The sequence below is a fragment of the Fontibacillus panacisegetis genome (assembly GCF_900102215.1).
Lineage (GTDB): Bacteria > Bacillota > Bacilli > Paenibacillales > Paenibacillaceae > Fontibacillus > Fontibacillus panacisegetis.
On sequence record NZ_FNBG01000005.1, the window covers coordinates 48,859 to 74,463 of the forward strand.

Consider the following 25,605-nt stretch of genomic DNA (forward strand, 5'->3'; position numbering starts at 1 on the left):
ACAGGCGAGAATAACACGCACGGCTGCATGAATACGGCATTGAACCGGGGCGCAACTCTTCTCGCCTGATATTTACTGGATGAAAGGAAGTAAGTAGTCTACAAAATCATTGTATTTCTCATCTGAAGGCCTCTTTTTACCATCGTCCGGTTTGCCTCTTGAACTCAAGTTAAGCCTAATATGAGCTGTATCAATTTTTAGTTCTAGGTTGGCGTCAATGAATCCAGAAGGTATTACTGTACCAATTTTTAAAAACTCAATTTTTCTTTGTTCAAGTAATGTGGCTAGATTACTCCAATATAATTTATCCGTTGATATGCATTTAAAACCTTTATCTGAAATGGAGACCTCTGCAAAGCTAGAATTATCCTCAGTTCGTTGGTTTCGAAATTTTATGCCTACAACATCTCCTAACTGCTCCAAATTTAAGGAAGAGGATATAATAGCCAGCACAGTATTTGAAATGTAATCCGATGTAGTAACGTCATTTTCATGTTCGGTAGGAAATTTTGAATCAATAAGGTTAGAAAAATCATTAATATGAGGCTGAAAATGGACTAATTTGGAACGTGCCGTATCTCTTTTGGGTTGTAATACATGCTCCTCTAGATTAAATAAAGATGTCCTGAAATTTGATATTTTTTTATAGCTAACGGTTGGCTTTAAGCTATCAATAAATTTTAAGGTTCGTTCAATGCGTCCTTCTTGAGTTCTAACTTCTGTAGCACTACTTTCAATTTTATCAACATCTTTTATTCTGATATGGATTAAATCCCGCTTAAAGTCAAATTCAATCAGTGTTGCATATACAACATACTCAGGATCTTTGTTTTTTTCTTTTATGGTTATCAAATTTTTATCAAGTAGCAAAATTCTGAATGAATCAGATTCGTTAATTCTGTAACCTACAATCACAAAATTTTCAACAGTTGCTTTTTGTGCCAATCCCTCGAGTATAACGTTCTGTTCAGGAGCTCCCCATTTCTTCAGAGCATTCTTAATAGAACCAGGATCATTAGGTACTATACTTGTAGCGTCAAGCTTGTATAAGAAGGAGTCGAACAATCTGTCCTCAATTAAAAGGAACAGAAGCTCATCGAGATCTTTTCCATTTAATTTAGTGGTTTCTAACCCAGCTGCAAGTGTCATGCAAATATTTTCAACCACGTCTATATTTTCATTATCCTGTCTATTCTTAGAATAGTCGTTCTTAAAATCCGGATATTTGCCCATGATTCTCAAATGATCTTGAACTAAATTGTACTTTAGGAATGGTTTAAAATACATCAAGCTATCGAAAACGTCATTTTGATTCATTTTCACCCCACCTAACTATTTTTTATAAAGGAGAACGATACCATGAATTTTGAAATTTTTAAAAACAACCAATATGTAGGGACTATTGATGGTCAAATGATTTTTAACGAAAATACAAATATTATAGCTGTCGGTTCCTTGATCCACATCCACGAAAAAAAGCATGTTGTAAAAGATGTCGTTGTTAAAAAAGATGGAAATATAACATTAATCGTATAGTGTAGTATCCCCTCCTCTTTCAGGTCTTTCGACACACATAGAGGGAAATCCTTCCTTATCGACAATTATCTTGCTATCTTGCATACAGTTGTTTTTTCGAAGATTTATTTCTGTTCAATTGATTTAGTAAGGAATTTGAAGATAATAAGCAGGATGAAATAGCTTTTACATGAATTGTTTGATGGGGGGAGATTGATAGTTATTTGACCCCTCATTAAAATGCTTCTGATTACTAGAATAACAAAGTACGTATTCTTTTTAGCAAAGAGCAAGCGTTTTTGCTGCGACCGACACAGTCGCAATGCTCTGGACGGCCCTTTGTACACATGAATTCAATATATAAACTCAGGTCGTTCCTTTCTGGGAACGACCTTTTCTATTTCCATAAACGGAGCTGAGGATCGTGAAGGTCATTAAGTGGCTGGTCAGCATTGCATACGGACGCTCAGGAGATACGCTGAGAAATCGAGATGAACGGACGACATGGCAGGGAAACGTAATAATCTTCAAAAGTCACGTTCGAAACCCAAGCAGCGAGAGCGACGCAAATCTTGTTATTTGGGGAACTTGGACGGGCACGAAGCAATTTTGTATGTAAAGGAGGGGAATCCTTCCTGATGTCGAAATATGATGACAGGAGGGATATGTTTGAAAGAATGGATCGCATTGTATGCAGCGATTGTATCAACAGCAGCGCTTATCTGGAATATCACGTTATGGGCACTGAGTAAAAAAGTTCTACGTTTAAGGTGTAGTATAATAAATAGATTTGATATTCGAGATGATGAATGTCGCCCTAATAGTTGGAATGCTGTTGAATACCAAATTATAAACAGGGGTGACAAACCGATAAAGATTACTTACCTCGGTGGCACTTTTTTTACTCCGTATGGAGAAGGGAAATTTGCACTTTCACCTAATGATTTCCCTAAAAAAATTGAAGCTATGGATTCAATAACTATATTTAGGGAAGCACCAGACGTATTCGATGACCACTTGAAAGAAATATATGTTGAAGATTCGATAGGCAGAAGATACTCTCTATCTTCTAGAAAAATCAGAAAGATTAAAAATCACGTAAAAAGAATGGACGAATACCTAGAACATTAATTACTCCTCTATTTATGAACCAATAGGAGCTAATTTCAGACGTCAAGTTTCTGAACGTCCGAATACAAGCAAAAGCCCATGGGATAGGGCAGCAGCGTTGTTGCACGGCTCTATTTTTTGCATAGACGTATATTAAACTATCCAACTTAAATAAATTCCGCAAAATGACTTTAATGATTTAGAATTAGGTTATTAACCGTTAAGGGGAGATTGACTGGATGGATATTCAACTGAAACTTGAAGAACACTTGAAGAAATTTCACGCTGCTCCTTTTCTTTTTGTGGGATCTGGTTTTTCTCGAAGATACCTAAATTCTGAAGACTGGGAGGGACTTCTGAGAAGGTTTGTTGAGTATATTCGACCTGGTGGATTTGCTTATTATAAATCAACGGCTGAAGGAAGATTGGAACGGGCTGCTGGACTTATGGCCAAGGAGTTTCATCAAAAGTGGTGGGATGATGAACAATTCACAGATAGTCGTGAAGAGTTTGGTGAGAGAGCTACAGATACTTCTAGTCCTTTGAAAATTGAAATTTCAAAGTATTTGAAAGAAAAGAAATATGAATATGGTGAAAGTACACAAAATGATATAGAGATTGAAGCACTTAAAAAAGTTGTTATTGATGGCATAATAACAACCAACTGGGACACATTGCTTGAACAGATTTTCCCTGATGAATTCCATAAGTATGTTGGTCAAAAGGAACTGTTGTTTTCAGCAACACAAGAAGTTGGTGAAATTTATAAAATCCACGGTTGTTCTATGGATCCAGATTCGATTGTATTAACAGATAATGATTATGGAGATTTCCAAAAAAATAATCCATATTTAGCGGCTAAATTACTAACCATCTTTATTGAACATCCCGTGCTCTTTATTGGATATTCAATGTCGGATGAAAACATTCAAAATATACTTACATCAATTACTTCTTGTTTGAGTAAAGAACACTTGGACAAGCTTCAAGACCGGTTGATATTCCTTCAACGAAAAGACAAAGGAGAAGAGGATACTTTTTTTGCTGGACCATTAACTATTAATGGGAACTCAATAATTGTAACTACAATAAAAACAAATGATTTTTCTCTTGTGTATAAGGCACTATCCAAATATAAACGTAAATTTAGCGCAAAACAATTACGCCAGATAAAATCACAACTTTATGAAATTGTTAAGACTAGCGATCCTCAGAATCAAATATATGTAACAGATGTTGAGGGGAATATAAACTCTCCGGAAGTGCAATTTGTAATAGGTGTAGGTGTTGCTTCTAAACTTGGTGAAATTGGTTATGAGCCAATTCCAATCAAGCAGTTGTATGAAGATATTGTAAACGATAGTCCATCCTATGATTATGAAAAAGTGACACTAAATTTGAGTACCTTTTTGAGAATAGACCGTTACCTCCCTATGTTTAAATTTATCTTATTTAGTGGTGTGGCTGTGGAGGAGTTAGATGAGCGAGTAAAAAAAAGACTGAGTGAGATCACAGGTGATAGTTTTATTACGCTGACTAACAGAAAAAAAATAGGCCATATTCAAACTAATTGTAAAACTATTGAGGGTTTAATAGAACAATATGATGAAGTAGGTAAGGTTATTGAATATATTCCTCTCTTGGATAAAGAGTCAATTGACCAGGCGTTGTTAAGTGAGTTTATTCAGGAGAATATGGAGATATTGGAATATAAGTCTGGTTAACGTATAGTAACTTTCGAAAGTTAATTCGTTTTTATGACTGGTTAGTTTATGGTAAAGATGTCCAAAACAAATTAGTATAAACGAAATTTAAGAGACGACCTAGCGACAGGCTCGTCTCTTTTGTTGGTAATGATCAGAGAACGAGTCCCAAAAGGGATAAGAAAAACAAATGCAAAAGCATGGGTCCTTTCAGCACTTAAAATCGAGTGCGGGTGCGCGTGACCCCGAAATGGCGTCAGAATTATTTTCAAAAATTCACTTCCGTTTCCGCTTAAGGTCCTTTGGACTGAGGCATTTTGATTTTTCGCTTCGAATTTATACCCGGAAAATCAATCCTCTGATTTCTAATCAAAAAGCGGAAATGACATGCAGACTCTAAGCGGAAGGAAGGTGTAAAAATTACAGTGTCTGCAGCTGCTTGACAAGTGCGGCTAGTTGTAATCCCTCCACATCTGTCTTCTGCCGATTTATGTAAATGTAAAGTGAAAATTTTAATGTGTATCTATCCTTGTTCGGGGGGCGTTCGCACCCGCACCTCGATTTATTCTCCAGAAGAACCTATGAAGCCCAAATCCGCTGCATTAATCACTCAAAAACGAAATGTCTTCCACTTCAATGTTCTGTCGTTCCGAGATTGTTTTCCTTGCCTTCTCTCCTAGTTAAATATCCTCATATGCAAAAGCTGTTAATATAGACCTCTTAAAAGCCGATAAAAATATAAAATACTGGAGGTCAAGTATGAGTTATGAACAGGTGCAAGAAATTGAGAAATACCTAAAATCAAAGAAGAGCAAATCTCCTGAAGATATTAGTTTTGCTCGATCTCATTTGAAATGTATTAAGAAGGAAATTGGGAAAGAGGAGTTAATGAATATAAAAGTTCTCTATCAAAGTAAATTGTCTGCTTCTCCATTTGCAGCGAATTATTTAGCGATAATTGCTATTCTTGTATCTGTTATTATATTCATGCTTAGCACCCTTTCTCCGTCATCTATAGCTGACACAATCGTTGTTGGAATAGCTTCTCTCATAATAATTATACTGATGATTTATGTTAATCGGTCAAATGTGAAAAACATGCAACTAAATATCGTATATACAATACTTATCAATCTAATTGATGAGATATCAGTTAATAACTGATTGAGAAGTTCCGAGCTGAAGAACAATAAGAGGCCCGCTCTAATTTGATTAATTGGGGGGATTTATTATATTCATGATGCGGATCCAAAAGGAAAAGCACCGGTTAGGGTGCTCTATAAGCCTTCTCTATACGTTCATTTCCGCTTCTATTTCCTCATACAATTTTTGAATGCTCATTTTTCTGCGTTTTAAATATTCAATATGTTCAAGAGCTGATTGAACATCAAATTCCCTAGAATATCGCTCAGATATTTCTATTAACTGATATGATATTTAATAGCCTCATCTGATAATTTTTGATCCTTTTCTAAAATCCTCAGTTTTTCCTCTGCTTCCATGTTACCATCTCCCACCTTCAAACTTCGACACCCAGAGTCTACTTCCTCCTTCCATGGTGGATTGGAAAAGCTCATCAACTACAAGCAGATCGCGGGGCAGTTGGTATTTGAGATTGGGAAGAGGCTCAAGCATGTGAAGGAGAATGATCTGGCACATGGACAGTGGGAAGTATGGCTTCAACAAATTGACTTAGTACCAAGAACTGCGCAGCGAATGATTCAAGCTTATGATCAATTTTCAAATACGACGACGTCGTCGCTATTGGAAACAAGCAAATCTTCGAAATGCTCTCTCTTCCTGATTCTATTGATCGTAGCGAGTTCATCGAACAGGAACACGAGATACCCTCAACGGGCGAATCAAAGACGGTAGACGAGATGACGGTCAAGGAGCTGCGCGAGGTCAAGAAATCCCTCAAAGCCGCAGAACAAGCCGCCGCAGAATCCGAACATCGAGCCGAGCAAGCCGAGGCATCCAAACAATTTGCTATTCAGCAGCATACGGAACAGCAGGGCAAGTTTCTGGCACATACCTGGATTGATGCTTCAGCGTGTTTACAGCCGTTCACCTATCTACATGTCTGAAAGTTTGGTAAAGTGGCGATGTCGCAAATAAAAACAAGTGGGTGAACATAAACCGATGACAAGAAAAAAAGAAATTGACATTGAGGTTATCTATGCTGGTACTCCTGAAGAATCAGCGGCTATTTTCAGAGCGCTTATAAAAAACACCATTGAAGCCGTCTTGAAGAGGAATGGGGCTGTGGCCAATAATTTGGATAATGTTTTGGATAATTTCGTCCAAGAATTGATTCACAACTCTTCAAGTAAATATGGAGGATGAATAATTTATCTCAGGTCACTTTATTTATTATGAGTAGTTTGGTATTATCTTTTTTAAATGGATAGACTTACTGATTCTCCCTGGGAAATACGGAGTTGAATGCCCATGAATCAGGAATTTCGTGATAGTTTAGTTATAGCCATTGTTATCCTTGCTGTTATCATTTGGTGTTGGTGGTATAACAGAAATCGCAAGAAATAAATGAATCAACAAAAACAGTCTATCCAAGTATCCCCTCCCAGGGGGAACTTGGATAGGTGTGAAAAATATAAAATCCTGCAATTATTTGTGCAGGATTTTTGTTTCTCGTCTTCAGTATATATGCTAAAAAATCTGGTGCCGAAATTGGTGCCGAAAGTTAAATATCGGCACCAAAAAACAACAAACACGAACAACCATACGAACAAGAAAAACCCTTATACATCAAGGGATTCAGCATTCTGACAATATCCAACAACACAAAAAATTGGTCTTGACAGGGTAGGGGTCAGTGGTTCGAGCCCACTACAGATCATCATTTCTCATTACTTAAACCCTTAATTTATAAGGGTTTTTTGTTTGCTCTAATATCCATCTAGTCCCAAAATATTAATCAGGGGGCGGATTGGGGGGGCGAACAATGGAATGCAAAATACTTTCCTTAATGCAACACTCTATAGACGAATTAATAAACTTAATAAAATTGATTTGCTACAATGTTGAACAAAAAATCTTTTTTATTAATTTTATTTGTAATGTAAGTATTCATTTAATACAGAAATAAATAGTTTTTTTCATTCTATCAAATTATTGTTTATGGTAATATTATCCTAGATGCTTCTAATACCTTTAGATCAATTTTTGAGCAAAGGAGTGTTAATAATTTTCCCTTGGAAGAAGAAAAATGATGCTGTTTCATCGGGAATGCTTTTTATACATGCTTTAGAATTATCAGACAAATTCGAACAAGCCATTCAACTTAAATACCCAAGTCATCCTTATGTAAACGGAAAGTCAGAATATTGGTATCGCTTTGTTTCTGTAGCTGCTATGTTGACTGCAATTCTAGATTTAGATTCCAAGAATTTCAATAGTTATTATAAAGCATTATTGTTAAGGATTGATAATTGGTGGATTGATGGCCGTGGAGTTTCAGATAAGTTTGTAAAACAGTTTAAACCAAATGTATGGGTTAAAGATAGCACTAGTAATTTAAATGAGATTGTTTCATTATGGCTTATGGCAAATATAACTAGAACAAAAGATATTAAAGACATTGATCAAGAAGTTTTTATTGATGCGGGTAATTTTATCTTTGATTTTTTTCATCAGTGGTTTATCAAAAATGATATGCCAATATAAAGTATTGAGGTGACCACTTTTGATCAAAGTAATCGTTGATTACAGCACTAATCGGTTAATTGATCATGGTAAATTTTTATTTGAGCGTAAAGTAACAACTTTAGACATAGCAAACCACAACTGTACGAAGGAAGAATTACATACTATAGCAAAGCAAAGTGTAATAGGAATTGAACAGACTTGCTTCAGAGAATCAAATAAGAATAAATGGATGTATGACAATAAATGCCTAGGATGAGTGCTATAAATAATAAGGCGATTACTTATCAGGACGTTTGTGACTTTATTATGAGGTACTTCCCTATGCAAATTGAACCTTATTCAGCAATTCTACATTCTCTGTTGTATGATGTTTCTATATCATTTTTTACATAAAATCTTTAGAAGCTCACAATCATTCTTCGTGATCGGTTACGTTTTCAGAAATTTTTATATTGATTTTATATCCATAGTTATAATTTTTGATCCATCATCGATTTCTTTGAAACCGTATATACCAACACAAATAGAATATTCGATTCTTTAATCATCTCAATCATACAAATTATCTCATAATAGTATTCCGCACAGTAATAATACGCATTTAAAAAAAAGGAAGTGAGTATATGGTAGCCTCTCCTAATAATAATCCTCCTACAGTATTTATATCCTACAGTTGGACAAGTCCTGAACATGAGCAATGGCTGTATGACTTAGCTGAAAGGTTGATGGCAAGTGATGGGGTTAATGTTAAATTGGATAAATGGGGATTTAAAAGAAGGATATGATAAGTATGCACTCATGGAAAACATGGTTACTTCTTCAGATATAGATAAAGTTTTGATCATTTGCGATAAGGGATATAAAGAAAAGGCAAACGAGAATAAGGGAGGAGTAGGTACAGAAAAACTATTAATCACCCCAGAAGTTTTTGATAATGTAGAACAGTCGAAGTTTATTCCGATAGTAGCTGAAAGAGATGAAAATGGTAAGGAGCATATGCCTACATTTATTAAGTCAAGGATCTATATTGATTTGTCAGATGTTAATACTTTTGAAGAAAATTACGAGAAACTTGTAAGGACTCTGTATAATGCCCCACTTTATAGGAAGCCACCTTTAGGCAAGAGACCAGTTTTCCTCAACGAAGAAACAATAAATCAATATAAAACCACAAATATTATAAGGCAAATTAAAAGTGCTATAGATTCTAATCCACGCAGAATCAAAAGTTTAGCAAGAGCTTTTACAGAACTTTATTTGGAAGAGTTGGATCAACTAAAACTAGAACACAAAGACTTTGATCCGAATGAAATTGATGAAAAAATTGTAGAAAAAATTAATGCGTCCATACCATTAAGAGACAACTTTATTGAAGTTGCTAAATTATTGAGTGAAAACGATATAATTGAATCAGATTGGATAATTGATCTTTTTGAAAAATTATATGTGTTTACGGAATTTAATACCGATGGGACTTATTATGAGATTCAGTTTGATCATTATAAATTCTTAATACATGAAATGTTCTTATATACATGTGCAATTATGCTGAAATATGAACAGTACCAGCCGTTGTCTGAAATATTAACATCTAGGTATTATTTGGAAACTAAGCGTGGGAACAGGGAAGTTGATTTTGTGGTATTTAGATTTTATTTACGTTCTTTAGATAGTAGAAATGAAAGGTTAGGTTTAAGGAAAATTAGTTTGCAAGCCCAGATGCTTTTAGAACGGACTATTAATGAATGTGATATATTACTTCATTATTTCTCAAGTATTTTATTGAAAGATAGATATAGTTGGTTTCCTATAACTTATATATATCGGGAAAATGACTCTAATCCTATTAAATTTTTGGCTAAACTTAAATCAAAACGTAAGGCAACCCAAGTGCTGAAATTATTTAATGTTGCCAGTATAGAAGAATTGCAAGCATTGTTAGGTAGTTATTCGCAAGAAAATGGTTATGGATACAGGGGGGCGTTTTACAATGTACCTATCCTACAAACACATATAAAACCTGAAGAAATAGGAATTAATCCGTAATAAAGATATATAGTTTAACAGTTTAGTTCATATATATTAATTACTAGAGCCTCTCAATTTATGCATTGAGGGGCTTTTTATGTTGAAGATTTTAGATGAATAATAATTGAATTTATAGGAAATAATAAAAATTGTTAAGTATTAATGAATGGGGGATAGTACGATATGAAAACGAATAAAGAAGATAGAGTGGTGCGAGAAGAACGCATAGAATATATTAATGATGATCATATTATCACACACAGAACTGATGGCAGAACATTAATAATAAAAGGTACACCTTCGGTAGAAACTGTAAAAATTTATAGAAATATTATTGCTTGCAAAAAAAGCTAGAACAAAAAAACTCATTAAAATAATAGAAAAAACACCAAATTATAATAAGTAAAATGGCTTGAATTCATGTGCTATTATTTTGATAAAGATATAGTCTTTGTTTTTCTAGTAATAATATTTTCACAAATGTTTTACAATTATCTACTGAAGGCGATCCATTTATAATTAATATTCCACCATCTTTTCTATGTATAATAGTTTGATCATCGCTTAGATACTCTATGTATTCTTCTTTCATTTTTAATTCTTCTATATATTTTTGAATTTGATTTTTCTTATTTTTCATATAATTTAATCGCTCCCTTAATTGCTTTAAGGTCATCTCGTCTAGCATTTTAGATTGACTAATAGAGGGGATTGTGTGAGGTTGCTGGATGATACAAGAGATTGAAGGAGAAGGATGAGATCGTTAAGTTTAATCAATCTTCTTGTTGTTCTTTCGTCTGAATTAATCATATCAGCAACATCTCTCATAGATTTCTGAGCGACCAATGGGCGAGCAGAAACATTGTTATTATAATTCTTATTCCCCGATATTCCTTCAAAAAAATCCATTCCTAATACTATCAATGTATTCATTAGAGAGCGCCTTAATCAGCCTATCTTCTGCATGAAAATCGGCTATACGACACATGTGGAATTACCTGAGAATATTAAAAAAATATTTAAAGTGATGTTATTTCCGATAGGCAACTTTCTAGCTGGAACTGTGAATATTTCTAATAATGGATTTGATATATTCACTTCCTTAAACGAAGGAAGCGATCTATCAATAGTCGGTGAAAATGGAAACATTATGTTTATGGTTAATTACAAGGGTGAGGATTATGAAATACCTTGGTTACACATGCTTCAATATGCTTTTGATCAATTAAGATCTGAAGAGTATTTAACCAGTATATTATTGAGTGAAGTAGCATTAGAAACTTATGTCGACTCAACGTTGACAAACGGATATTTAGAGAAGGGTTTAGATAAAGACAGTATCTCAAGGCTGCTAACATCTGCAGAAATTCCTACAAAAGTAAATCCGTTGATGAATAACTTATTTGAAGTAAAATTAGCAGCGGCATCATCCTGGCCAGTATGGGAGAGGAAAGTACTTAAATGGAGAAATGAGATTGTACACGGAACTAAAGTTACTGCAACTAAAGAAGAAGCAGTTGAAGCTTATGAAGTAGTAGTTGATTCCATCTTCCATTTCATTGAAGGTTTTGATAAATTTTTAAAGAAGAATGGTTCTTCACATGGAATGTTTTACAGGACATAAATTAAAGCTCTTTCGAGGGCTCTTTTTATTTCATTTTCGGACCATAATGCGACATAACGCCATAAGGCGTTTTTATTTTTCCCTCGGAGCTGATCTAGAGATGTAAATTCCATTAAAGACTATTATTTTACAACATTTAGGATAATAGTCACATCAATTGGTAGATTTTTGAGGGTATAATAAAGTAGAATCGGCCGATTCAATTATACTTAGAAGGGTGGAAGGGCATGAAACTTAAAAAGGTTTTAACGGTACTTTTTACAACTATGATGTTACTTACAATGTCGTCATCTGTATTTGCCGCTGATGTATCACCTAAAATTTCTGGAATAGGAGATACAAAGGAAACAGCAATAACTCTTATTCCCCATTCACAATATAATTTATTTTTATCGAACAGTACTGATCAAGATTGGTATTCATGGACAAATAATACTGGCGGAGACGTATCTTCTGCAGGCTATTTAAACCAAGGGAACGTCAATCATCGGGTTGGTTTTATGATTAAATATGCTAATGGTTATGAATCTGATATGCTCTATGCGATGAACAAACCAAATCATTCTGTAACTTGGCTAGGTTTTATTATTCCAAATGGTGCTACTGTTTATCTTGTCGTTGAACAAGTAGGAGAGTTTAAAAACGAAGGATATCACCTGTTATTTTTCGGTTTTCCAATGGATTAAATAAATAAAGCAAAAAGCACCCGAGGGTGCTTTTTCTTATGCCCTCAGAGCCGATCTGGGGGTTATTTATATTTAAAAAGGAAAGTTGTTGAAAAATGATTAGAATTTTTAAGTCTAAGAACGTGTTGAAGCAGTTGCCTTCTCTGATTCTAATAAGGATATCATTCAAGCAATCATTAAATTTACTGGACTATCTGTAACTGTAGAATATGCAACTGATGGTACAGTTAGAGCAGGGATAATAAAAAATGCGACAGATGTTTATATAGTAAATCTAGGTCAGTTTATTTACAAGGACAGCGAAGGTAATATTGGTGTTTGTGATTTAGATTATCTCAGGAATAATTTTGAGGAAATAATTGAATAGAGACCAAAGATCCGCACTGTAAAAGAAGCGGCGGTTTTTTATGCTCTTAGAGCTAATCCAAGGGCTATTTGAGTTGAGCAGTTAAATGAAATCTTAAAAACTTCTCAAAATATCACGGAGGTAAGCATGTTGTGAATATTAACGAAATATATCTTAAAATATCAAATTTCAAACTATTAGCAAATAAAGATTACTCATCTTTCTACGCGCTATCGGGAGTACTTGGGGGAATATTAACTTATGCGTTTGGAGGATGGTCGGGTTTGTTGGAACTGCTAATTATAGTCTTTGCAGTAGATTATATTACTGGGTGTCTTGCTGCTTTAAAAACAGGAAAAGGACTAATATGGTATACTTAGGTGGAGAAATGATGACTCCACCTTTTTTGTTTTAAAAAGGGAGGATTATCAATGCCAGTATATAGAGACGAAACAAAGAAGAAAAATCAGTTTTGGTACGAATTTGAAGCAGGGAAAAAGCTAGATGGTTCCAGAAGAAAGATCAGGAAAAAAGGGTTTCTAACAGAAAAGGAAGCAACTGTAGCTATGACTAAAGCAATGAATGATTTCTTCGAGGGGACTTATGTTGAACCTTCTAAGATTAAATTTATTGATTATCTGAATGACACATGGCTTCCTGCAAAAAAATCATTAAGTCAGCAAACAAGGGAAATGTATAACAGTTACATTAATCGTCATGTGAAAACTTCTTCATGTGGAAACATCGAACTAGGTAAACTCAATCCAACGCACATGCAAAAACTAATTGTTGAACTAAGAGAAAAAGGACTCGCAGAAAATACTGTAAAGAAAATTTATAGTATCGTCAATACTGCCTTGAACAATGCTACGTACCAACTGAGACTTATCAAAGAGAATCCAGCATTATATGTGATTGATAAACCTCAAAATGTAAAAACTGAAATTTTAGTTTGGGATGCTGAGGAATCAAGAAAGTTTGTGAAGGAATCTGAATGATACATTGATATAATCCATTCAGGTCTTGTCTTCTCATCACTTATTGGACGTGACAAATAAATTTACCTTGTTTTAAATGGTCATGATATGGTCTTTTATCAAAGTTAATGGCAGTTTCCTGCTGCATACTAGGAAGCAAAAGTATTCTTAATTCGACAAATTACGATATATTTTCGATGGTATATCTGATAAAATAGCACTAATTTATAAGAATAGATAAATACATAGGGATAATAGAAAAAAGTGCGATTCTTTTTAAAAATTTTCATAATTTTCAGAGTATTCACCAAAATGCCGAGCATGTCATTAGGCAATGAAAAACTTGATAAACAACCGCTAAACAAGGTGCGAACGCACTTGCTTACGATTGGAGAGTTACAGAATTGAAAAAGTGGATTTATGTAGTGCTTGCTGTTGCACTGGCTTTACGTGTTTATTACATCGTCACCACTACATTCCCACCGCTGGTTGGAGATGCGTTTGGTTACGACAAGATGGCTAAGCAGTTTCTTGAAACCGGTGTGCTCGGATACCTGGAATCAACAGCAAATTCTTTTGTTATGCCGGGTTTTCCTGTACTGCTATCCATGGTATACCTTGTATTTGGTACGAACTTGATCTGGTTTCAGCTTTTGCAAGTTATTTTCAGTGTCAGCACGATAGCTGTCATAAGGAGTTACCTTTACCGTTCATCAAGTGGATGTGAAGAAATACAAGTAGAGGTTTAGGAGTGTTTTCACAAAATTCCTACCAATCAGCATGTAAAAAATACAGAAATTTCTGTCAACTAGTAGAGGTGTATATGAAGAGAATCTTGTTATCTATCCTATTGAGTCTATTTTTTGTCATCGTTTTTCCTATTGAAAGCAATGCAGCGGCCGATAACTCCAAAATCATTCTGGATGGCCAAGAGTTGATCCTTCCTGATAAAGTACAAGTAGCTAATGTCAACAAGAGTGTTATGATTCCTATACGAGTTGTGGCAGAGAGCTTAAAGTTTAAGGTGGATTGGGATCAAAAATCCCGAAATGTCAAGATTCAACAGAATGCAAGAACGTTATCGTTAACAGTCGATCAAAAAGAAGCGTTAGTGGATAATAATATCGTTGAACTCAACAATACTCCTCTGATCATGAATAATACTGTAGTAGTTCCTATTCGTTTTGTGAGTGAACAAATGGGGCTTGAAGTAAGCTGGGACAATACGGATAAAATTGTGTATCTGACTAGAAAAAATAGTGAAGCTTCATCTGAAAATTCATCGACGGGTACTGTGCAAGATACTACGAGCTCTGTGAAACGTGTAAATGAAATCAATTTTTCGAGCAATCAATTGGTTATAGCTATGGATAGTTCAGTTACCCCGGTGATTTCTACATTAAATAATCCTGATCGTGTTGTAATCGATCTGCCTAATACTACTTTTGGTAATATGGCTCAATCAATAGATTCCAGTTCAAATGGTAAGCTTGATGTGAGTGCTTTTCCAGCTGTAGCTGATATTAGATATTCTTTGTTTAGTCGTGATCCCGATCAAGTCCGAATTGTTATTGAACTGGTAGACGTTCCAGCTATAGGTTTTAGTTATGAAACCAGTGCTGACAAAATATTAGTTAATTTGAATGTAACGGGTGATGGAGCAGCCCCAGCTCCTCAAAATCCTGCATCTTATTCAGAAACTAAAGTCGTTGTTATAGATCCGGGGCACGGGGGAAAAGACCCTGGGACAACGGGTATTAATAACTATAAAGAGAAGGATTTTACTCTAGCGGTCGCATTAAAGGTTCAAGCACTTTTGCTGCAAGAGCCTGAAATTGAAGTGATTATGACCCGAGAGACTGATGTTTATCCCACTCGACCTGAACGTGTGCAATTGGCTAATCAATTAAATGCCAACGTATTTGTCTCAATTCATGGCAATAGTGTTCTCTCATCCCCGCAAACGACTGGAACAGAGACATTTTATTATCAGAGAAGCGATAGTAAAGAATTAGCTGATGTTATTCACAAACACTTAGTAGCAGCTATGGGCTTAAAAGACCGCGGAGTTAAGAACGGCAATTATGAGGTAATTAGAGAAACAAAGATGGCTGCGGTTTTGTTGGAAGTAGGATTTTTGAGCAACATTTATGATGAAGAGATTATGCTGTCTGAAAGTGGGCAAAATGCGGCAGCGCAAGCGATAGTAGATGGAATCAAAGAATATTTGGGAGTAGTACAAGTCCCCTGAGTCATTCAGGGGACTTGTTGCATAAGTTGCTTTAGCCAATTTAAAGACGTGAGAAGGAGCTTTTGGAATCGCGGTTTACTACTCGAATGCGCCAATTACATACCATAGGGGCTGTCCCAAAATTAGGTTTACTGTCAAAACTAGAAATAGCGGTGCAAGGAAGACGATCCCTGCACCGCTTGATCCCGCCACATTCTATGACCGTATCTCATGTGTAATAGTGTCATAATGCGTAAATTCCTGAAATTCCTGCAAATGTGCAGGCTTTGGTCATGTAAAGTCTCCAAATGCCCTAAATTGCTGCAAATGTGCAGGCTTTCTCTAAGGATTCTCTTCAAACTAGTCTATTCTGAACCATATTCCTGCATTTTTGCACGCTTTTGTTCATCCTTTCATGGCTACTTTTAAAAAAGTGCATTTTTGCATTATTTTCCGGATATCTTGCCTTTCCACTGGCCTCATGTTAGGGAATGTTTTGCTGTATGCGGTTAAACATCGGGCTTTCTTTTTAATGGGATGAATCTGATGCTCTATTTCAATTTGTAAATATACAAATTGAAACAATTAGTGTAAAATTGCATCACTATGATTTACAATTTATTTGCAAGGAGATTACGCACTGGATTGTGAATTAATGCGCAAAATGGTTTTTACAACAGGAGATGGAGGATTAACGTTCATGAAAACAAAAAAAGCATCATCAAGAATTTTTACACTTATTGTATTATTGGCATTGATTAGTGTGGTGGGAACGGCATGTGGTTCAAGTGGTAACTCTGCTAAAAACACAGGTGCAGTATCTGAAGGTTCGAATGATAAAACAGTGGCAGCCAAAGAAATAGGAGAGCTTAACCTGGGTCTATTGACGTCAATTGACGCGATACCTTTTATAATAGCGCATGAGCAGGGGTTTGATGAGAAGCACGGGGTTAAATTGAACATTGAGTCGTTCAAAAGCGCGAAGGATCGTGACGTGGCATTTCATGCAGGCAAGATTGACGGAATCAGCGCTGATTTAATCGCTTTGGCGATCTATAATGAAGCTGGTTTGGATGTAAAGGCGACCAGTACGACGTTCGGTGAATTTGATTTGTTAACAGGTAATGCTGACATTATGGAAGTGAAGGATTTACAAGGAAAAACCGTTATTCTGTCTAAAAACACTTCTACGGAATATACAGTAGCTATGATGCTGAAACAAGCTGGTTTGAGTGAAAAGGATATTACTGTAACAGAGGTGCCGCAAATTCCAACGAGATTGGAGCTGCTCAAGAGCAACAAGTCTGATGCAGCTATTTTACCGGAGCCATTTGTAACGATGGGACAAGCGTCAGGACTACGCGTATTAAGCTCTACTATACAGGCGGGTGTGAATCCGTTTATTTTGGCGTTTCCACAGGAAGTTATCAGTCAGAAATCTCAAGAAATTGCTGCCATGTATGCAGCGTACGATGAAGCAGTAGCTTATATGAAGTCTCATGATCAATCAGACATTATTGACTTGATCATTGAAGAGGTGGGCTATCCGGAAGAAATGAAAAATGAGATTAAGATTCCTGAATACGTACCTGCTTATCAAGTGGATGGAGAACAAGTAAAGGCTGCATTTGAATGGGCGAAAGAAAAAGGCTTGCTAAGTAAAGATATTTCACCAGAAGAAGTGATATCAGATGTCGTATTTAAGAAATAGAGGACTCGATATTCGGAATCTAACCGTTGAGTATCAAGGGGGACAGGCGGCGTTAAAATCTGTTGATCTATTTTTGCCAGAACACAGTATTTACACCATACTAGGTCCTTCTGGATGCGGTAAATCAACGCTTTTACGTTCTATTGCAGGATTAGTAAAGACATACCACGGTGAGATCAGTTATAACGGCAAAGCTTTACCTGAACAGGATCAGGTATTGATCGGGCTCGTACCACAAAATTACGGGCTCCTCCCATGGAAGACGGTTCAATCTAATATCAGGACGGCGATGAGGATTAGCAATTCCGGCACGTTAACCAAACAGCAGCAGGAGCAGCGGATAACGAATTGGCTTGAATCCATGGGGATTGCTGATTTAGCCCATCGATATCCTTTGTCTCTTAGCGGAGGGCAGCAGCAGAGGGTGGCGATTGCCAGAGCTTTTGCTATATCACCGCAAATTATGCTGTTGGATGAGCCTTTTTCAGCATTGGATGCTATTACACGTGAAGAGATTCAGCGGATTTTTTTGGGAAACTGGAATTCACTCCCGACCACTACGTTGTTTGTGACGCATGACGTGGAGGAAGCCATTTTACTTGGAGAGAAAATCATCATGATGACCTCGAATAAAGAAGACCCCCTTATCGTAATGGACAATCCTTTATTTTCGATAAAGCCGGAGGAAAAGCGGGATAGCGAACAGTTCTTTCAATTGAGTAAAGAAATCAGAAAGGTAATGCAAGAGAAATGGTGACAAAAAAACGGTTTTCTCATCTGATCAGACTTATTGGTGTTCTTTTAGGTATGAATTTGATTTGGTATTTGCTCTATCTCTTGATTGATCATACCATTCTTCCGAGTCCGCTTGATGTGTATGTCTCGCTATTTCATTTAGAGGGTCAAGAGGTAGCAACGCATATAGGCTACAGCTTGTCTCGTGTATTCGTAGGGGTCATTTTGGCGCTAATTATCGGAATGCTGATAGGCATATTAATGGGTTGCTCTGCATTATGGAATAAGCTGCTTGACCCAGTAATTTACTTAACCTATCCAATTCCTAAAATTGCTTTATTGCCGGTTGTTATGCTGTTCTTTGGGCTTGGAGAGTCATCTAAAATACTAATGGTCATGCTGATTCTAGTGTTTCAGATTATTATATCTGTGCGGGATGGGGTAAAAGCAATTCCTCAAAACACCTACGATGTATTAAGCAGCATTGGGGCAGGAAGAGTACAGAAGTTTTGGCACGTTACCTTACCTGGTGCGTTGTCCGTGATTCTAAGTACGATTCGGATTTCGTTAGGTACGGCACTATCGGTCTTATTCTTTACTGAAATATACGGAACGGAATATGGAATGGGATATTTTATTATGGATGCCTGGTTAAGAATGGACTACAAAGAGATGTATGCAGGTATACTTTTGTTTAGCTTGGTTGGCTTTGTGTTGTTCCTGCTTGTAGATTTATGTGAGCATAAATTTATGAAATGGCGTAAGTCTGTTTAAAAAGAGAGCATAAGGCGCAGAATGTGATTAAAGCGGAGAAAAGCCAGAAAGGAATGGATCCGAGTGAATCACCGACTGAGCCAATACAATGATCATGAACCTAGTGATAACAAGTATCCACGATTTGGGTGCAGAACAGCAAGCTTGGTCATTAGTTTGACTACTATTTTTACTGTATGTATAAGTGGTTGCAGTTTATCAGCTGACAAGGCGACAATGGATCGGCAGGCCAAGGCTCCTTGGTGGTCAGGTTCATCCATTTCTGATGAAGTGTATCCTTCTGCAGTGCAGAAAGAAGTTTATTCTGAGTAACGCTTAACCTCAGTTGTCTCTTAATCCTCGTCCCAGTTTTTGGAGTATCCCTTTTTAATGGCAAAAAATACAGGTACGATGATCAGCACTGCGATGATTATAGCGGCAACGATGGTGACACCTAGAAGCATAGGTGGAATCCCTCCGTTCAAAATGATACCCCAACTATACAGGAAAAACATTATTTTGTATAATGTTCCGGTTTAGTATAATAAAATAGTGTCGCGAGATGAAGTCAACTTGGGGAGGAATTTGATGTGGCTGCAGTAATTGTACGCGTTCAAACACAGAATCAGCTTGAGGAATGCCTGAATATTCGTAAGGAAGTTTTTGTAGAGGAACAGCAGGTTCCGTTGGAGCTTGAAATAGATGAATACGACAGAATTGGACCGGACGTGCACCATGTGTTAGTAGATGTAGGGGATGAGTATGCTGCTACAGGACGTATGATCTATTATCATGACAATGCGGCAAAAATGCAGCGTATTGCTGTTCGCAAGTCCTATCGCTCTCACGGGATCGGTAAAATTTTGCTGATTGCGATGGAAGAGCTTGCAAGAGAGCTCGGACTTACCGAATCGGTGCTTGATGCACAATGTCAGGCGGAGCCTTTTTACCGTAAATTAGGCTATGAGACGATTTCCACGGAACCTTTTGATGACGCCGGGATTCCGCATGTCCGTATGGTGAAATCGCTAAGAAATGTTTAAATCATAGTTTGCAATTTGTGGGGCATGCTATACATATCGCTAACGTAGAGGAGATGTTGATAGCATATGAAGCCTGACACAAGAGAAAGATTTATCGCTGTCCAAAAAAATGGAGATGGTAATTTGACTGCTTTCCAAACTTCCAGCGGACGTGTGCTTGATTATGAACAGGCTCTTGAGGAAGTGAATGCTGGCGCCATCGCTGGTGTCAACCTATTTAAGGGCAGGGATGGAGAACTGCATATACGCGGTGATGCGGATGGTGATCCTACTAATAATCTTGATGCGTTGCCTATTTTTGAGTAAAAGAATTGGTTGATCAGAACAACAAACAGCCTGCACATGTGCAGGCTGTTTTGTGTGCAAGACATCAAAATAGGATCTACTTGTCCACTCGAATGCTCGTAATCACCCGATCCAGGAAGAAACTCGATTTAATAACAGCCTTACAACGTATACATTTCATGCTGACGCAGAAACTTCATTTCTCCAGCTTTTTTAATGAAATCTTCCATATTGTCGTTATAATGCATCAACCAGATCATGCTGCGAATGTCTACGGGCAGAGAGAGCAGTTCATCCAGAGTTGTATGGACTTCGCCAGGACCTACCAATTGCACCTCGTGGAATATTTTGCGGCAATGTCTCTCATAGACCAGTTCCTTAAGTAAATCAGGCTGAAAAGTCATATCCGCGCTATAAAAAATTTCATTGTTTAAATAAAGCGAATAGCTTGGCTTACCAGGAATATGAGAAGTCTGAATCATCTCAATTTGCAGGCTTGGAGAAATTTGATTTAACATTCCCTCCTTTAGTGCCCGAACCTCGAAAACATCCTCAAGTGAAGTGATGGTCTCCTGACTCATCCCACCCTTTAACGTATTTTCCCATAGCGGTGCTATTAATTTCTCAGAGATGTACAAGACAGGTTTACGACCAAACTCGTATTTCATGCGAAAGGCGAATTCTTCGAGTCCTCCAACATGATCAGCATGAATATGGGTAATGAGAATCGCATCAATCTCTGTGAGTGATACACCGAGTTGATGTAGTGAGGTCGGAGCTGTAATACCGCAGTCAATTAACAAGGTGAAGTCATCTGTGTACAGCAGACCGTTGTTATTGTAATATTTTTTGGCGAATGCACCGCCCGTTCCGAGCATTTGAAGGCGTAATGTCATGGGTAAGGCCTCCCTAAATCAATATTATTTCCTACATTAATGTACATGATTTTTCGAACGTATGAAAGCTTGAAACCTGCCCGTGAAATAACAAGACAAATAAACTTGTCAACTTTTAATAAAAAACCGCAACTTGGAGACTCTCGGAGAGTATACATTTACATCAACATGAATCTATTGGAGGGTCTTTGGAATGAAATGGAGAAGAGTTGCAATTCTTGTCACTGTTTTCTCCCTGATGGGAGGTTCACTATTATTTGCCGATTCATCGCAAAAGATGCGATTATTGTTTAACGGCCTGGAGGTTGAAGACGGCGGTTATGTAATAGAAGGGAAGACTTATATTCCAGCTCGTGATTTAAACGGTATGATTGAATATAATGAATCCACGAAGACAGTGAATTATAATAAACCGAATGTTCACATGTTCCTTTTTGCGGAAGAAACGGTATTTGGAGATATTAAAAAAACCGGCAAGCTGAAGTTCAATGTATTCTCCCAAATCGATAATTTAAAAACTGACATCTCTGCGGTGCGTGTATCCATAACTGCGCCGGATGGCTCTTCTAAAGTAATTCAGACAAGCGAAATCAAGGAGCAGCGTGATACCTTCTGGTTCCGTACAGAGGATTACACCTATGATTTCAAAACTGCAGGCAAATATATTGTCGGTTTTTATATGAAATCATCCAGTGGTACTGATTTCTCACTTGTTGCCGAGAAAGGAATTACTGTTCTTAAATAGTTACAACATGTTTTATAAATAGCCACATATTCTCAAATTGACCTGTCCCATCTAAAAGTGATACGATACGGGGGAGAATAGTAATATTAAATCAAACTTAAAGTGAGGTATTTTAATGAGCGACCACAATCACGAACACGGTGAAGCGTGCGGGTGCGGACATGACCACGAGCACGAAGAGTTTGTGTTGACGCTGACTGACGAACAAGGCAATGACGTGGAGATGGTTCTTGTCGAAACGTTCGATGTAGCTGAGAAGGTATATGCGCTTCTGCTGGAACGCAACAATCCGGGAGCGGATGGTATCATTCTTCGCATGGAAGAAGAAAACGAAGAAATGGTACTTTACAATATTGAAGATGAAGAAGAATGGCGTCAAGTAGAGGAAGCTTACAATCAGTTGGTTGCTCAACTGGACGACGAAGCATAACATCTATCATTCAATTTGTATGAATGTATCAAATAGCAATCAAAATCAAGGAGCTATCCTGTAAGCCGATGATGGCAACGGGATAGCTCCTTTTTTTGTTGCTATAGTCAGCTTCGTGATCCAAAGCTGATTTAGTAAACAGTCATTAAAAGATCGGATCGGCTTCCACGATTACTTTAACTTGATTAATGTAACGATCTTCAGGTCCTTTAACAGGAAGTCCAACCTCAACGTGATCAACAATGTAATCGATGTTGTCCTGGGAGATGACTTCGCCCGGAAGCAGGATTGGAATGCCTGGAGGATACACGTAGATAAATTCTGCAATGATCCGTCCTGCTGATTCCTTGAAGGGAATCACCTCCGTATCCGCATAAAAAGCGTTGCGCGGAATGAGGGATAATTGCGGAATTTCCGGTATTTTAACAATAAGCTCATTGGCGTTGTTTTCGATATAGTAAGTTTTCGATAGTTCAATCAACGCGGTGATCAGGGTATCGATCGTTTCCTGAGTATCTCCAAGTGTAATAATACAAAGGATATTGTACATATCACTAAGCTCAACTTCAATATTGTAGTGCTCACGAAGCCAGTTCTCAGTCTCGTACCCAGTAATGCCCAAATGTCTTACGTGGATGGTGAGCTTGGTCGGGTCCATATCATAAGCTGCCTCACTACCTAGAATTTCACGACCAAAGCTGTAAAGTCCATCGATTTCATTTATTTTCCATCTTGCGTAATTGGAAAGTTCAATCACATTGTCTATTAGCTCATGACCATTTAGCGCAAGGTTTCTGCGGGCAGTATCAAGTGATGCAAGCAACAGATACGAAGTGGACGTCGTTGTTAACATACTGATAATAGTTTGGACACGCTGTGGATTTACGAATCCGTTCTTTACGTTCAGATTCAGGATCGAGCTCTGAGTCATTGAACCGCCGAGCTTATGGACACTTGTGGCCGCCATATCTGCCCCTGCTTGCATTGCAGACATCGGGAGCTTCTCATGAAAATGAATATGGACACCGTGAGCTTCATCAACAAGAACGGGCACTTCAAAGCTATGAGCAAGCTCGACAATTTCTTGCAAATGTGCACTAACGCCAAAATAGGTCGGATTAATAACGAGTACTGCTTTGGCATCATGGTGCCGCTCCAGTGCTCTGCGGACTGAGGAAGTGGTGATTCCGTGATCAATACCAAGATTCTCATCCTGTGCAGGCGATACAAATATAGGCTTAGCTCCTGCAAATATTATAGCGGACATGACTGATTTATGAATATTTCTCGGGACGATAATTTTATCACCGGGAGAACAAATGGATAGTATCATAGTCATAATGGCTCCACTGGTGCCCTGGACTGAGAAAAAAGTATAGTCTGCCCCAAATGCGTCGGCAGCAAGCTTTTGAGCCTCCTCAATAACGCCAGTAGGTTGATGGAGGTCGTCCAGCGGTGCAATGTTGATCAAGTCGATGGAAAGGGCGTTATCGCCTACAAATTCGCGAAATTCTTGATCAGTTCCGAGACCCTTCTTATGTCCTGGAATGTGAAATTGTACGGGATTTTCGGCCGCATGCTGCTTAAGAGCTGTAAATAGCGGCGTACTTTTATGATTCATAGTGCCTTATCCCTTCCTTTCATTTTTGTAATAGGATGAGTATAGCAAAAAGGGACTGGATTGCAAGCAAAGTTTAGTGTTTATATATTTTGTTAAAAGGAGAGTAATTAACTCCTTGAAACAGGACAAACTGGTTAATAGACTATAAAACTGCTAAGGGAGAGAATGTCAAGTGGAGATGACGTCCAAGCTTATGAATAAAAGATTGCTCAATCCCACCTTTATTAGCCTGTGGATCATTATGTTTTTAGTGGAGTTTGTAAAAGGGGCATTAATCGTCGCTATTTTACCAGTATACATGGGTGATGTGCTGCATTTAAGCGCCTTTGCAATCGGACTATCTTTCTCATTACAGTACATAGGAGATAATCTGTTTCGAAGTCCGGCCGGTTGGTTAATTGAACGGATTGGATTTCGTTTTACGATGACTATAGGCTTGATCTTTACGTTTGCCGGAGTCTTGATTATCGCAATTACAAGCTCTGTAGGATTCATCGTTTTAGGCTGTGCCATGATCGGAATTGGATCAGCGCCGCTATGGCCATGTGTGCTTATGGGGATTTCTGCAGTTACAGAGGAGAGCAACAATTTCGGGACAGCTATGGGTGTGATTCAAATATCGAGTTTGGGCGGAACTGGACTTGGACCTGTAATTATTAATTTTATTGTCAGCACATCCTATCATTTAGTGTTCTGGATTCTACTCGGCTGTATGGGGCTAGTTATTTTCATTTCCTTGTTGCTTCCGGGGAAATCTTCAACGATGAACAGTGGTGCTGAAGCGCACCATTCTTCTAGCGGCAACGCACACACGCCAAACCAGCCAAAAGGTATTCTGGAAAATGTGAAACAGACCTTCAGGCATATTCGAAGCAACCTAAATGTCAGTCCATTGTTTTATCCAGCCCTGTTTCTTCAGACGTTTGCAATTGGGCTTCTGACACCTGTTATTACATTGTTTGTTCGTACTGAGCTGGGGCTTTCTCCCGAGGCATACAGTGCCATGTTAGTCGTTGGAGGCGGTATTACTGTTCTGGGCCTTGTTCCTGTTGGCAAGCTGGTTGACCGTTATGGAACCAAATGGTTTCTGCATACTGGCTTTCTGCTAGCGACCGTGGCGATCGGATTATTTTCTGTGATGAGGAATGTTCCTACCGTGTGGATCATGGTAGTGCTGATCGGCATCAGCTATTCTTGCATTCTTCCTACGTGGGACACGATGATTTCGCATCATCTTCCTAAAGGGGAGAAAGGGACGGTCTGGGGACTTTTTCTGACAATTCAGGGATCAGGTATGGTATTTGGGCCGATTGTGTCAGGTAAAATGTGGGACACCTTAGGTCCAACAGCTCCATTTTTGGCTAGCGCTGCATCAATGGGTTTGTTATTTGTTATTCATATTGTGTTATCACGGCAAAAACCGGATGCTCAGATAAATTGAATAGAGGCTGATATTCAGATAATAAAAGGCGGCTCTGATCTGTAATATGATCGTGCC

General features: G+C 37.6%; 32 protein-coding genes. 27 read left to right on the forward strand and 5 right to left on the reverse strand.

The genetic code is table 11. From position 1 onward, the window contains the following. Window positions 1-72: 72 nt before the first annotated feature. Window positions 73-1,317 (reverse strand): hypothetical protein, encoded by a 1,245-nt coding sequence (locus BLS49_RS06560; protein ID WP_091227722.1) that lies wholly within the window; start codon window positions 1,315-1,317, stop codon window positions 73-75. A 42-nt stretch (window positions 1,318-1,359) separates the two neighbouring features. Here BLS49_RS06560 and BLS49_RS24765 point away from each other — a divergent pair, with 42 nt between their 5' ends. The 12 genes from BLS49_RS24765 (at window position 1,360) to BLS49_RS24770 (ending at window position 10,379) form a co-directional block, all read left to right on the forward strand. Next, complete coding sequence (locus BLS49_RS24765) at window positions 1,360-1,536, forward strand: hypothetical protein (RefSeq protein WP_175471337.1); 177 nt, start codon at window positions 1,360-1,362, stop codon at window positions 1,534-1,536. Window positions 1,537-1,939: 403 nt separating this feature from the next. Next, window positions 1,940-2,134, forward strand: coding sequence for a hypothetical protein (locus tag BLS49_RS24490; protein WP_139173106.1), 195 nt, complete (start codon window positions 1,940-1,942; stop codon window positions 2,132-2,134). A 50-nt stretch (window positions 2,135-2,184) separates the two neighbouring features. After that, window positions 2,185-2,646 carry a hypothetical protein gene (locus BLS49_RS06565; RefSeq protein ID WP_091227724.1) on the forward strand — a complete coding sequence of 154 codons (462 nt, stop codon included), beginning with the start codon at window positions 2,185-2,187 and terminating at the stop codon, window positions 2,644-2,646. Window positions 2,647-2,864: 218 nt separating this feature from the next. Continuing rightward, window positions 2,865-4,349 (forward strand): SIR2 family protein, encoded by a 1,485-nt coding sequence (locus BLS49_RS06570; protein ID WP_091227725.1) that lies wholly within the window; start codon window positions 2,865-2,867, stop codon window positions 4,347-4,349. 738 nt (window positions 4,350-5,087) lie between these two features. Further along, a complete protein-coding gene (locus BLS49_RS06575) occupies window positions 5,088-5,492 on the forward strand; it encodes a hypothetical protein (protein WP_091227727.1) in 405 nt (134 codons plus the stop codon). Window positions 5,493-5,891: 399 nt separating this feature from the next. Then, on the forward strand, window positions 5,892-6,203 hold the full coding sequence (locus BLS49_RS25190) for a DUF3102 domain-containing protein (RefSeq protein ID WP_245742285.1): 312 nt from the start codon (window positions 5,892-5,894) through the stop codon (window positions 6,201-6,203). 5 nt (window positions 6,204-6,208) lie between these two features. Further along, complete coding sequence (locus tag BLS49_RS25195) at window positions 6,209-6,415, forward strand: hypothetical protein (protein ID WP_245742286.1); 207 nt, start codon at window positions 6,209-6,211, stop codon at window positions 6,413-6,415. A 55-nt stretch (window positions 6,416-6,470) separates the two neighbouring features. Continuing rightward, a complete protein-coding gene (locus BLS49_RS06585) occupies window positions 6,471-6,674 on the forward strand; it encodes a hypothetical protein (RefSeq protein ID WP_091227728.1) in 204 nt (67 codons plus the stop codon). Between the two features lie 813 nt (window positions 6,675-7,487). Then, window positions 7,488-8,015: a hypothetical protein gene (locus tag BLS49_RS06590; RefSeq protein ID WP_091227730.1), complete on the forward strand. Its 528-nt coding sequence runs from the start codon at window positions 7,488-7,490 to the stop codon at window positions 8,013-8,015. 605 nt (window positions 8,016-8,620) lie between these two features. Beyond that, window positions 8,621-8,782 (forward strand): SEFIR domain-containing protein, encoded by a 162-nt coding sequence (locus BLS49_RS25740; RefSeq protein ID WP_091227733.1) that lies wholly within the window; start codon window positions 8,621-8,623, stop codon window positions 8,780-8,782. Next, window positions 8,730-10,043, forward strand: a complete 1,314-nt coding sequence (locus tag BLS49_RS06605) for a TIR domain-containing protein (protein ID WP_139173107.1) — start codon at window positions 8,730-8,732, stop codon at window positions 10,041-10,043. Before BLS49_RS25740 ends, BLS49_RS06605 begins: the two co-directional genes overlap by 53 nt. Before the next feature lie 165 nt (window positions 10,044-10,208). Then, a complete protein-coding gene (locus BLS49_RS24770) occupies window positions 10,209-10,379 on the forward strand; it encodes a hypothetical protein (protein ID WP_175471338.1) in 171 nt (56 codons plus the stop codon). A gap of 64 nt (window positions 10,380-10,443) precedes the next feature. On the opposite strand, the gene BLS49_RS06610 is transcribed toward BLS49_RS24770, so the two are convergent. Then, window positions 10,444-10,665, reverse strand: a complete 222-nt coding sequence (locus tag BLS49_RS06610; RefSeq protein ID WP_091227737.1) for a hypothetical protein — start codon at window positions 10,663-10,665, stop codon at window positions 10,444-10,446. 324 nt (window positions 10,666-10,989) lie between these two features. On the opposite strand from BLS49_RS06610, the gene BLS49_RS06615 reads away from it, so the two are divergent. From BLS49_RS06615 to BLS49_RS24495, 10 genes are all read left to right on the forward strand, one after another. Then, entirely contained in the window at window positions 10,990-11,649 is a 660-nt protein-coding gene (locus tag BLS49_RS06615; RefSeq protein ID WP_091227739.1) for a hypothetical protein, read from the forward strand. Window positions 11,650-11,876: 227 nt separating this feature from the next. Continuing rightward, entirely contained in the window at window positions 11,877-12,335 is a 459-nt protein-coding gene (locus BLS49_RS06620; protein WP_091227740.1) for a hypothetical protein, read from the forward strand. A gap of 498 nt (window positions 12,336-12,833) precedes the next feature. Beyond that, the gene (locus BLS49_RS06625; protein WP_091227742.1) at window positions 12,834-13,061 is read left to right on the forward strand and encodes a phage holin family protein; all 228 of its coding nucleotides are present in this window, start codon (window positions 12,834-12,836) and stop codon (window positions 13,059-13,061) included. A 51-nt stretch (window positions 13,062-13,112) separates the two neighbouring features. Next, window positions 13,113-13,679: a phage integrase SAM-like domain-containing protein gene (locus tag BLS49_RS06630; RefSeq protein ID WP_091227744.1), complete on the forward strand. Its 567-nt coding sequence runs from the start codon at window positions 13,113-13,115 to the stop codon at window positions 13,677-13,679. Between the two features lie 383 nt (window positions 13,680-14,062). Continuing rightward, window positions 14,063-14,407 carry a hypothetical protein gene (locus tag BLS49_RS06635; protein WP_091227745.1) on the forward strand — a complete coding sequence of 115 codons (345 nt, stop codon included), beginning with the start codon at window positions 14,063-14,065 and terminating at the stop codon, window positions 14,405-14,407. A gap of 74 nt (window positions 14,408-14,481) precedes the next feature. Next, window positions 14,482-15,909 (forward strand): N-acetylmuramoyl-L-alanine amidase family protein, encoded by a 1,428-nt coding sequence (locus BLS49_RS06640; RefSeq protein WP_091227747.1) that lies wholly within the window; start codon window positions 14,482-14,484, stop codon window positions 15,907-15,909. Between the two features lie 679 nt (window positions 15,910-16,588). Beyond that, window positions 16,589-17,599, forward strand: a complete 1,011-nt coding sequence (locus BLS49_RS06645) for an ABC transporter substrate-binding protein (RefSeq protein ID WP_091227914.1) — start codon at window positions 16,589-16,591, stop codon at window positions 17,597-17,599. Next, window positions 17,580-18,356 carry an ABC transporter ATP-binding protein gene (locus BLS49_RS06650; RefSeq protein WP_091227748.1) on the forward strand — a complete coding sequence of 259 codons (777 nt, stop codon included), beginning with the start codon at window positions 17,580-17,582 and terminating at the stop codon, window positions 18,354-18,356. Before BLS49_RS06645 ends, BLS49_RS06650 begins: the two co-directional genes overlap by 20 nt. Next, entirely contained in the window at window positions 18,350-19,108 is a 759-nt protein-coding gene (locus tag BLS49_RS06655) for an ABC transporter permease (RefSeq protein ID WP_091227750.1), read from the forward strand. Before BLS49_RS06650 ends, BLS49_RS06655 begins: the two co-directional genes overlap by 7 nt. Before the next feature lie 63 nt (window positions 19,109-19,171). After that, entirely contained in the window at window positions 19,172-19,420 is a 249-nt protein-coding gene (locus tag BLS49_RS24495) for a hypothetical protein (protein WP_139173108.1), read from the forward strand. Window positions 19,421-19,440: 20 nt separating this feature from the next. On the opposite strand, the gene BLS49_RS25505 is transcribed toward BLS49_RS24495, so the two are convergent. Continuing rightward, window positions 19,441-19,572, reverse strand: coding sequence for a hypothetical protein (locus BLS49_RS25505; RefSeq protein WP_281243710.1), 132 nt, complete (start codon window positions 19,570-19,572; stop codon window positions 19,441-19,443). A 105-nt stretch (window positions 19,573-19,677) separates the two neighbouring features. On the opposite strand from BLS49_RS25505, the gene BLS49_RS06660 reads away from it, so the two are divergent. Further along, complete coding sequence (locus tag BLS49_RS06660; RefSeq protein ID WP_091227752.1) at window positions 19,678-20,130, forward strand: GNAT family N-acetyltransferase; 453 nt, start codon at window positions 19,678-19,680, stop codon at window positions 20,128-20,130. 66 nt (window positions 20,131-20,196) lie between these two features. After that, window positions 20,197-20,436, forward strand: a complete 240-nt coding sequence (locus tag BLS49_RS06665) for a DUF3892 domain-containing protein (protein WP_091227753.1) — start codon at window positions 20,197-20,199, stop codon at window positions 20,434-20,436. 140 nt (window positions 20,437-20,576) lie between these two features. On the opposite strand, the gene BLS49_RS06670 is transcribed toward BLS49_RS06665, so the two are convergent. Beyond that, the gene (locus BLS49_RS06670) at window positions 20,577-21,311 is read right to left on the reverse strand and encodes an MBL fold metallo-hydrolase (protein ID WP_091227755.1); all 735 of its coding nucleotides are present in this window, start codon (window positions 21,309-21,311) and stop codon (window positions 20,577-20,579) included. 193 nt (window positions 21,312-21,504) lie between these two features. Here BLS49_RS06670 and BLS49_RS06675 point away from each other — a divergent pair, with 193 nt between their 5' ends. Both BLS49_RS06675 and BLS49_RS06680 read left to right on the forward strand, forming a co-directional pair. Next, window positions 21,505-22,056 (forward strand): copper amine oxidase, encoded by a 552-nt coding sequence (locus tag BLS49_RS06675; RefSeq protein ID WP_091227756.1) that lies wholly within the window; start codon window positions 21,505-21,507, stop codon window positions 22,054-22,056. 115 nt (window positions 22,057-22,171) lie between these two features. Beyond that, window positions 22,172-22,486 carry a DUF1292 domain-containing protein gene (locus BLS49_RS06680; RefSeq protein WP_091227758.1) on the forward strand — a complete coding sequence of 105 codons (315 nt, stop codon included), beginning with the start codon at window positions 22,172-22,174 and terminating at the stop codon, window positions 22,484-22,486. A gap of 145 nt (window positions 22,487-22,631) precedes the next feature. Here BLS49_RS06680 and BLS49_RS06685 read toward each other — a convergent pair whose 3' ends face one another. Further along, window positions 22,632-24,107 carry an aminotransferase class I/II-fold pyridoxal phosphate-dependent enzyme gene (locus BLS49_RS06685; RefSeq protein WP_091227759.1) on the reverse strand — a complete coding sequence of 492 codons (1,476 nt, stop codon included), beginning with the start codon at window positions 24,105-24,107 and terminating at the stop codon, window positions 22,632-22,634. Between the two features lie 172 nt (window positions 24,108-24,279). On the opposite strand from BLS49_RS06685, the gene BLS49_RS06690 reads away from it, so the two are divergent. Further along, complete coding sequence (locus tag BLS49_RS06690) at window positions 24,280-25,548, forward strand: MFS transporter (protein WP_091227761.1); 1,269 nt, start codon at window positions 24,280-24,282, stop codon at window positions 25,546-25,548. Window positions 25,549-25,605: the final 57 nt, after the last annotated feature.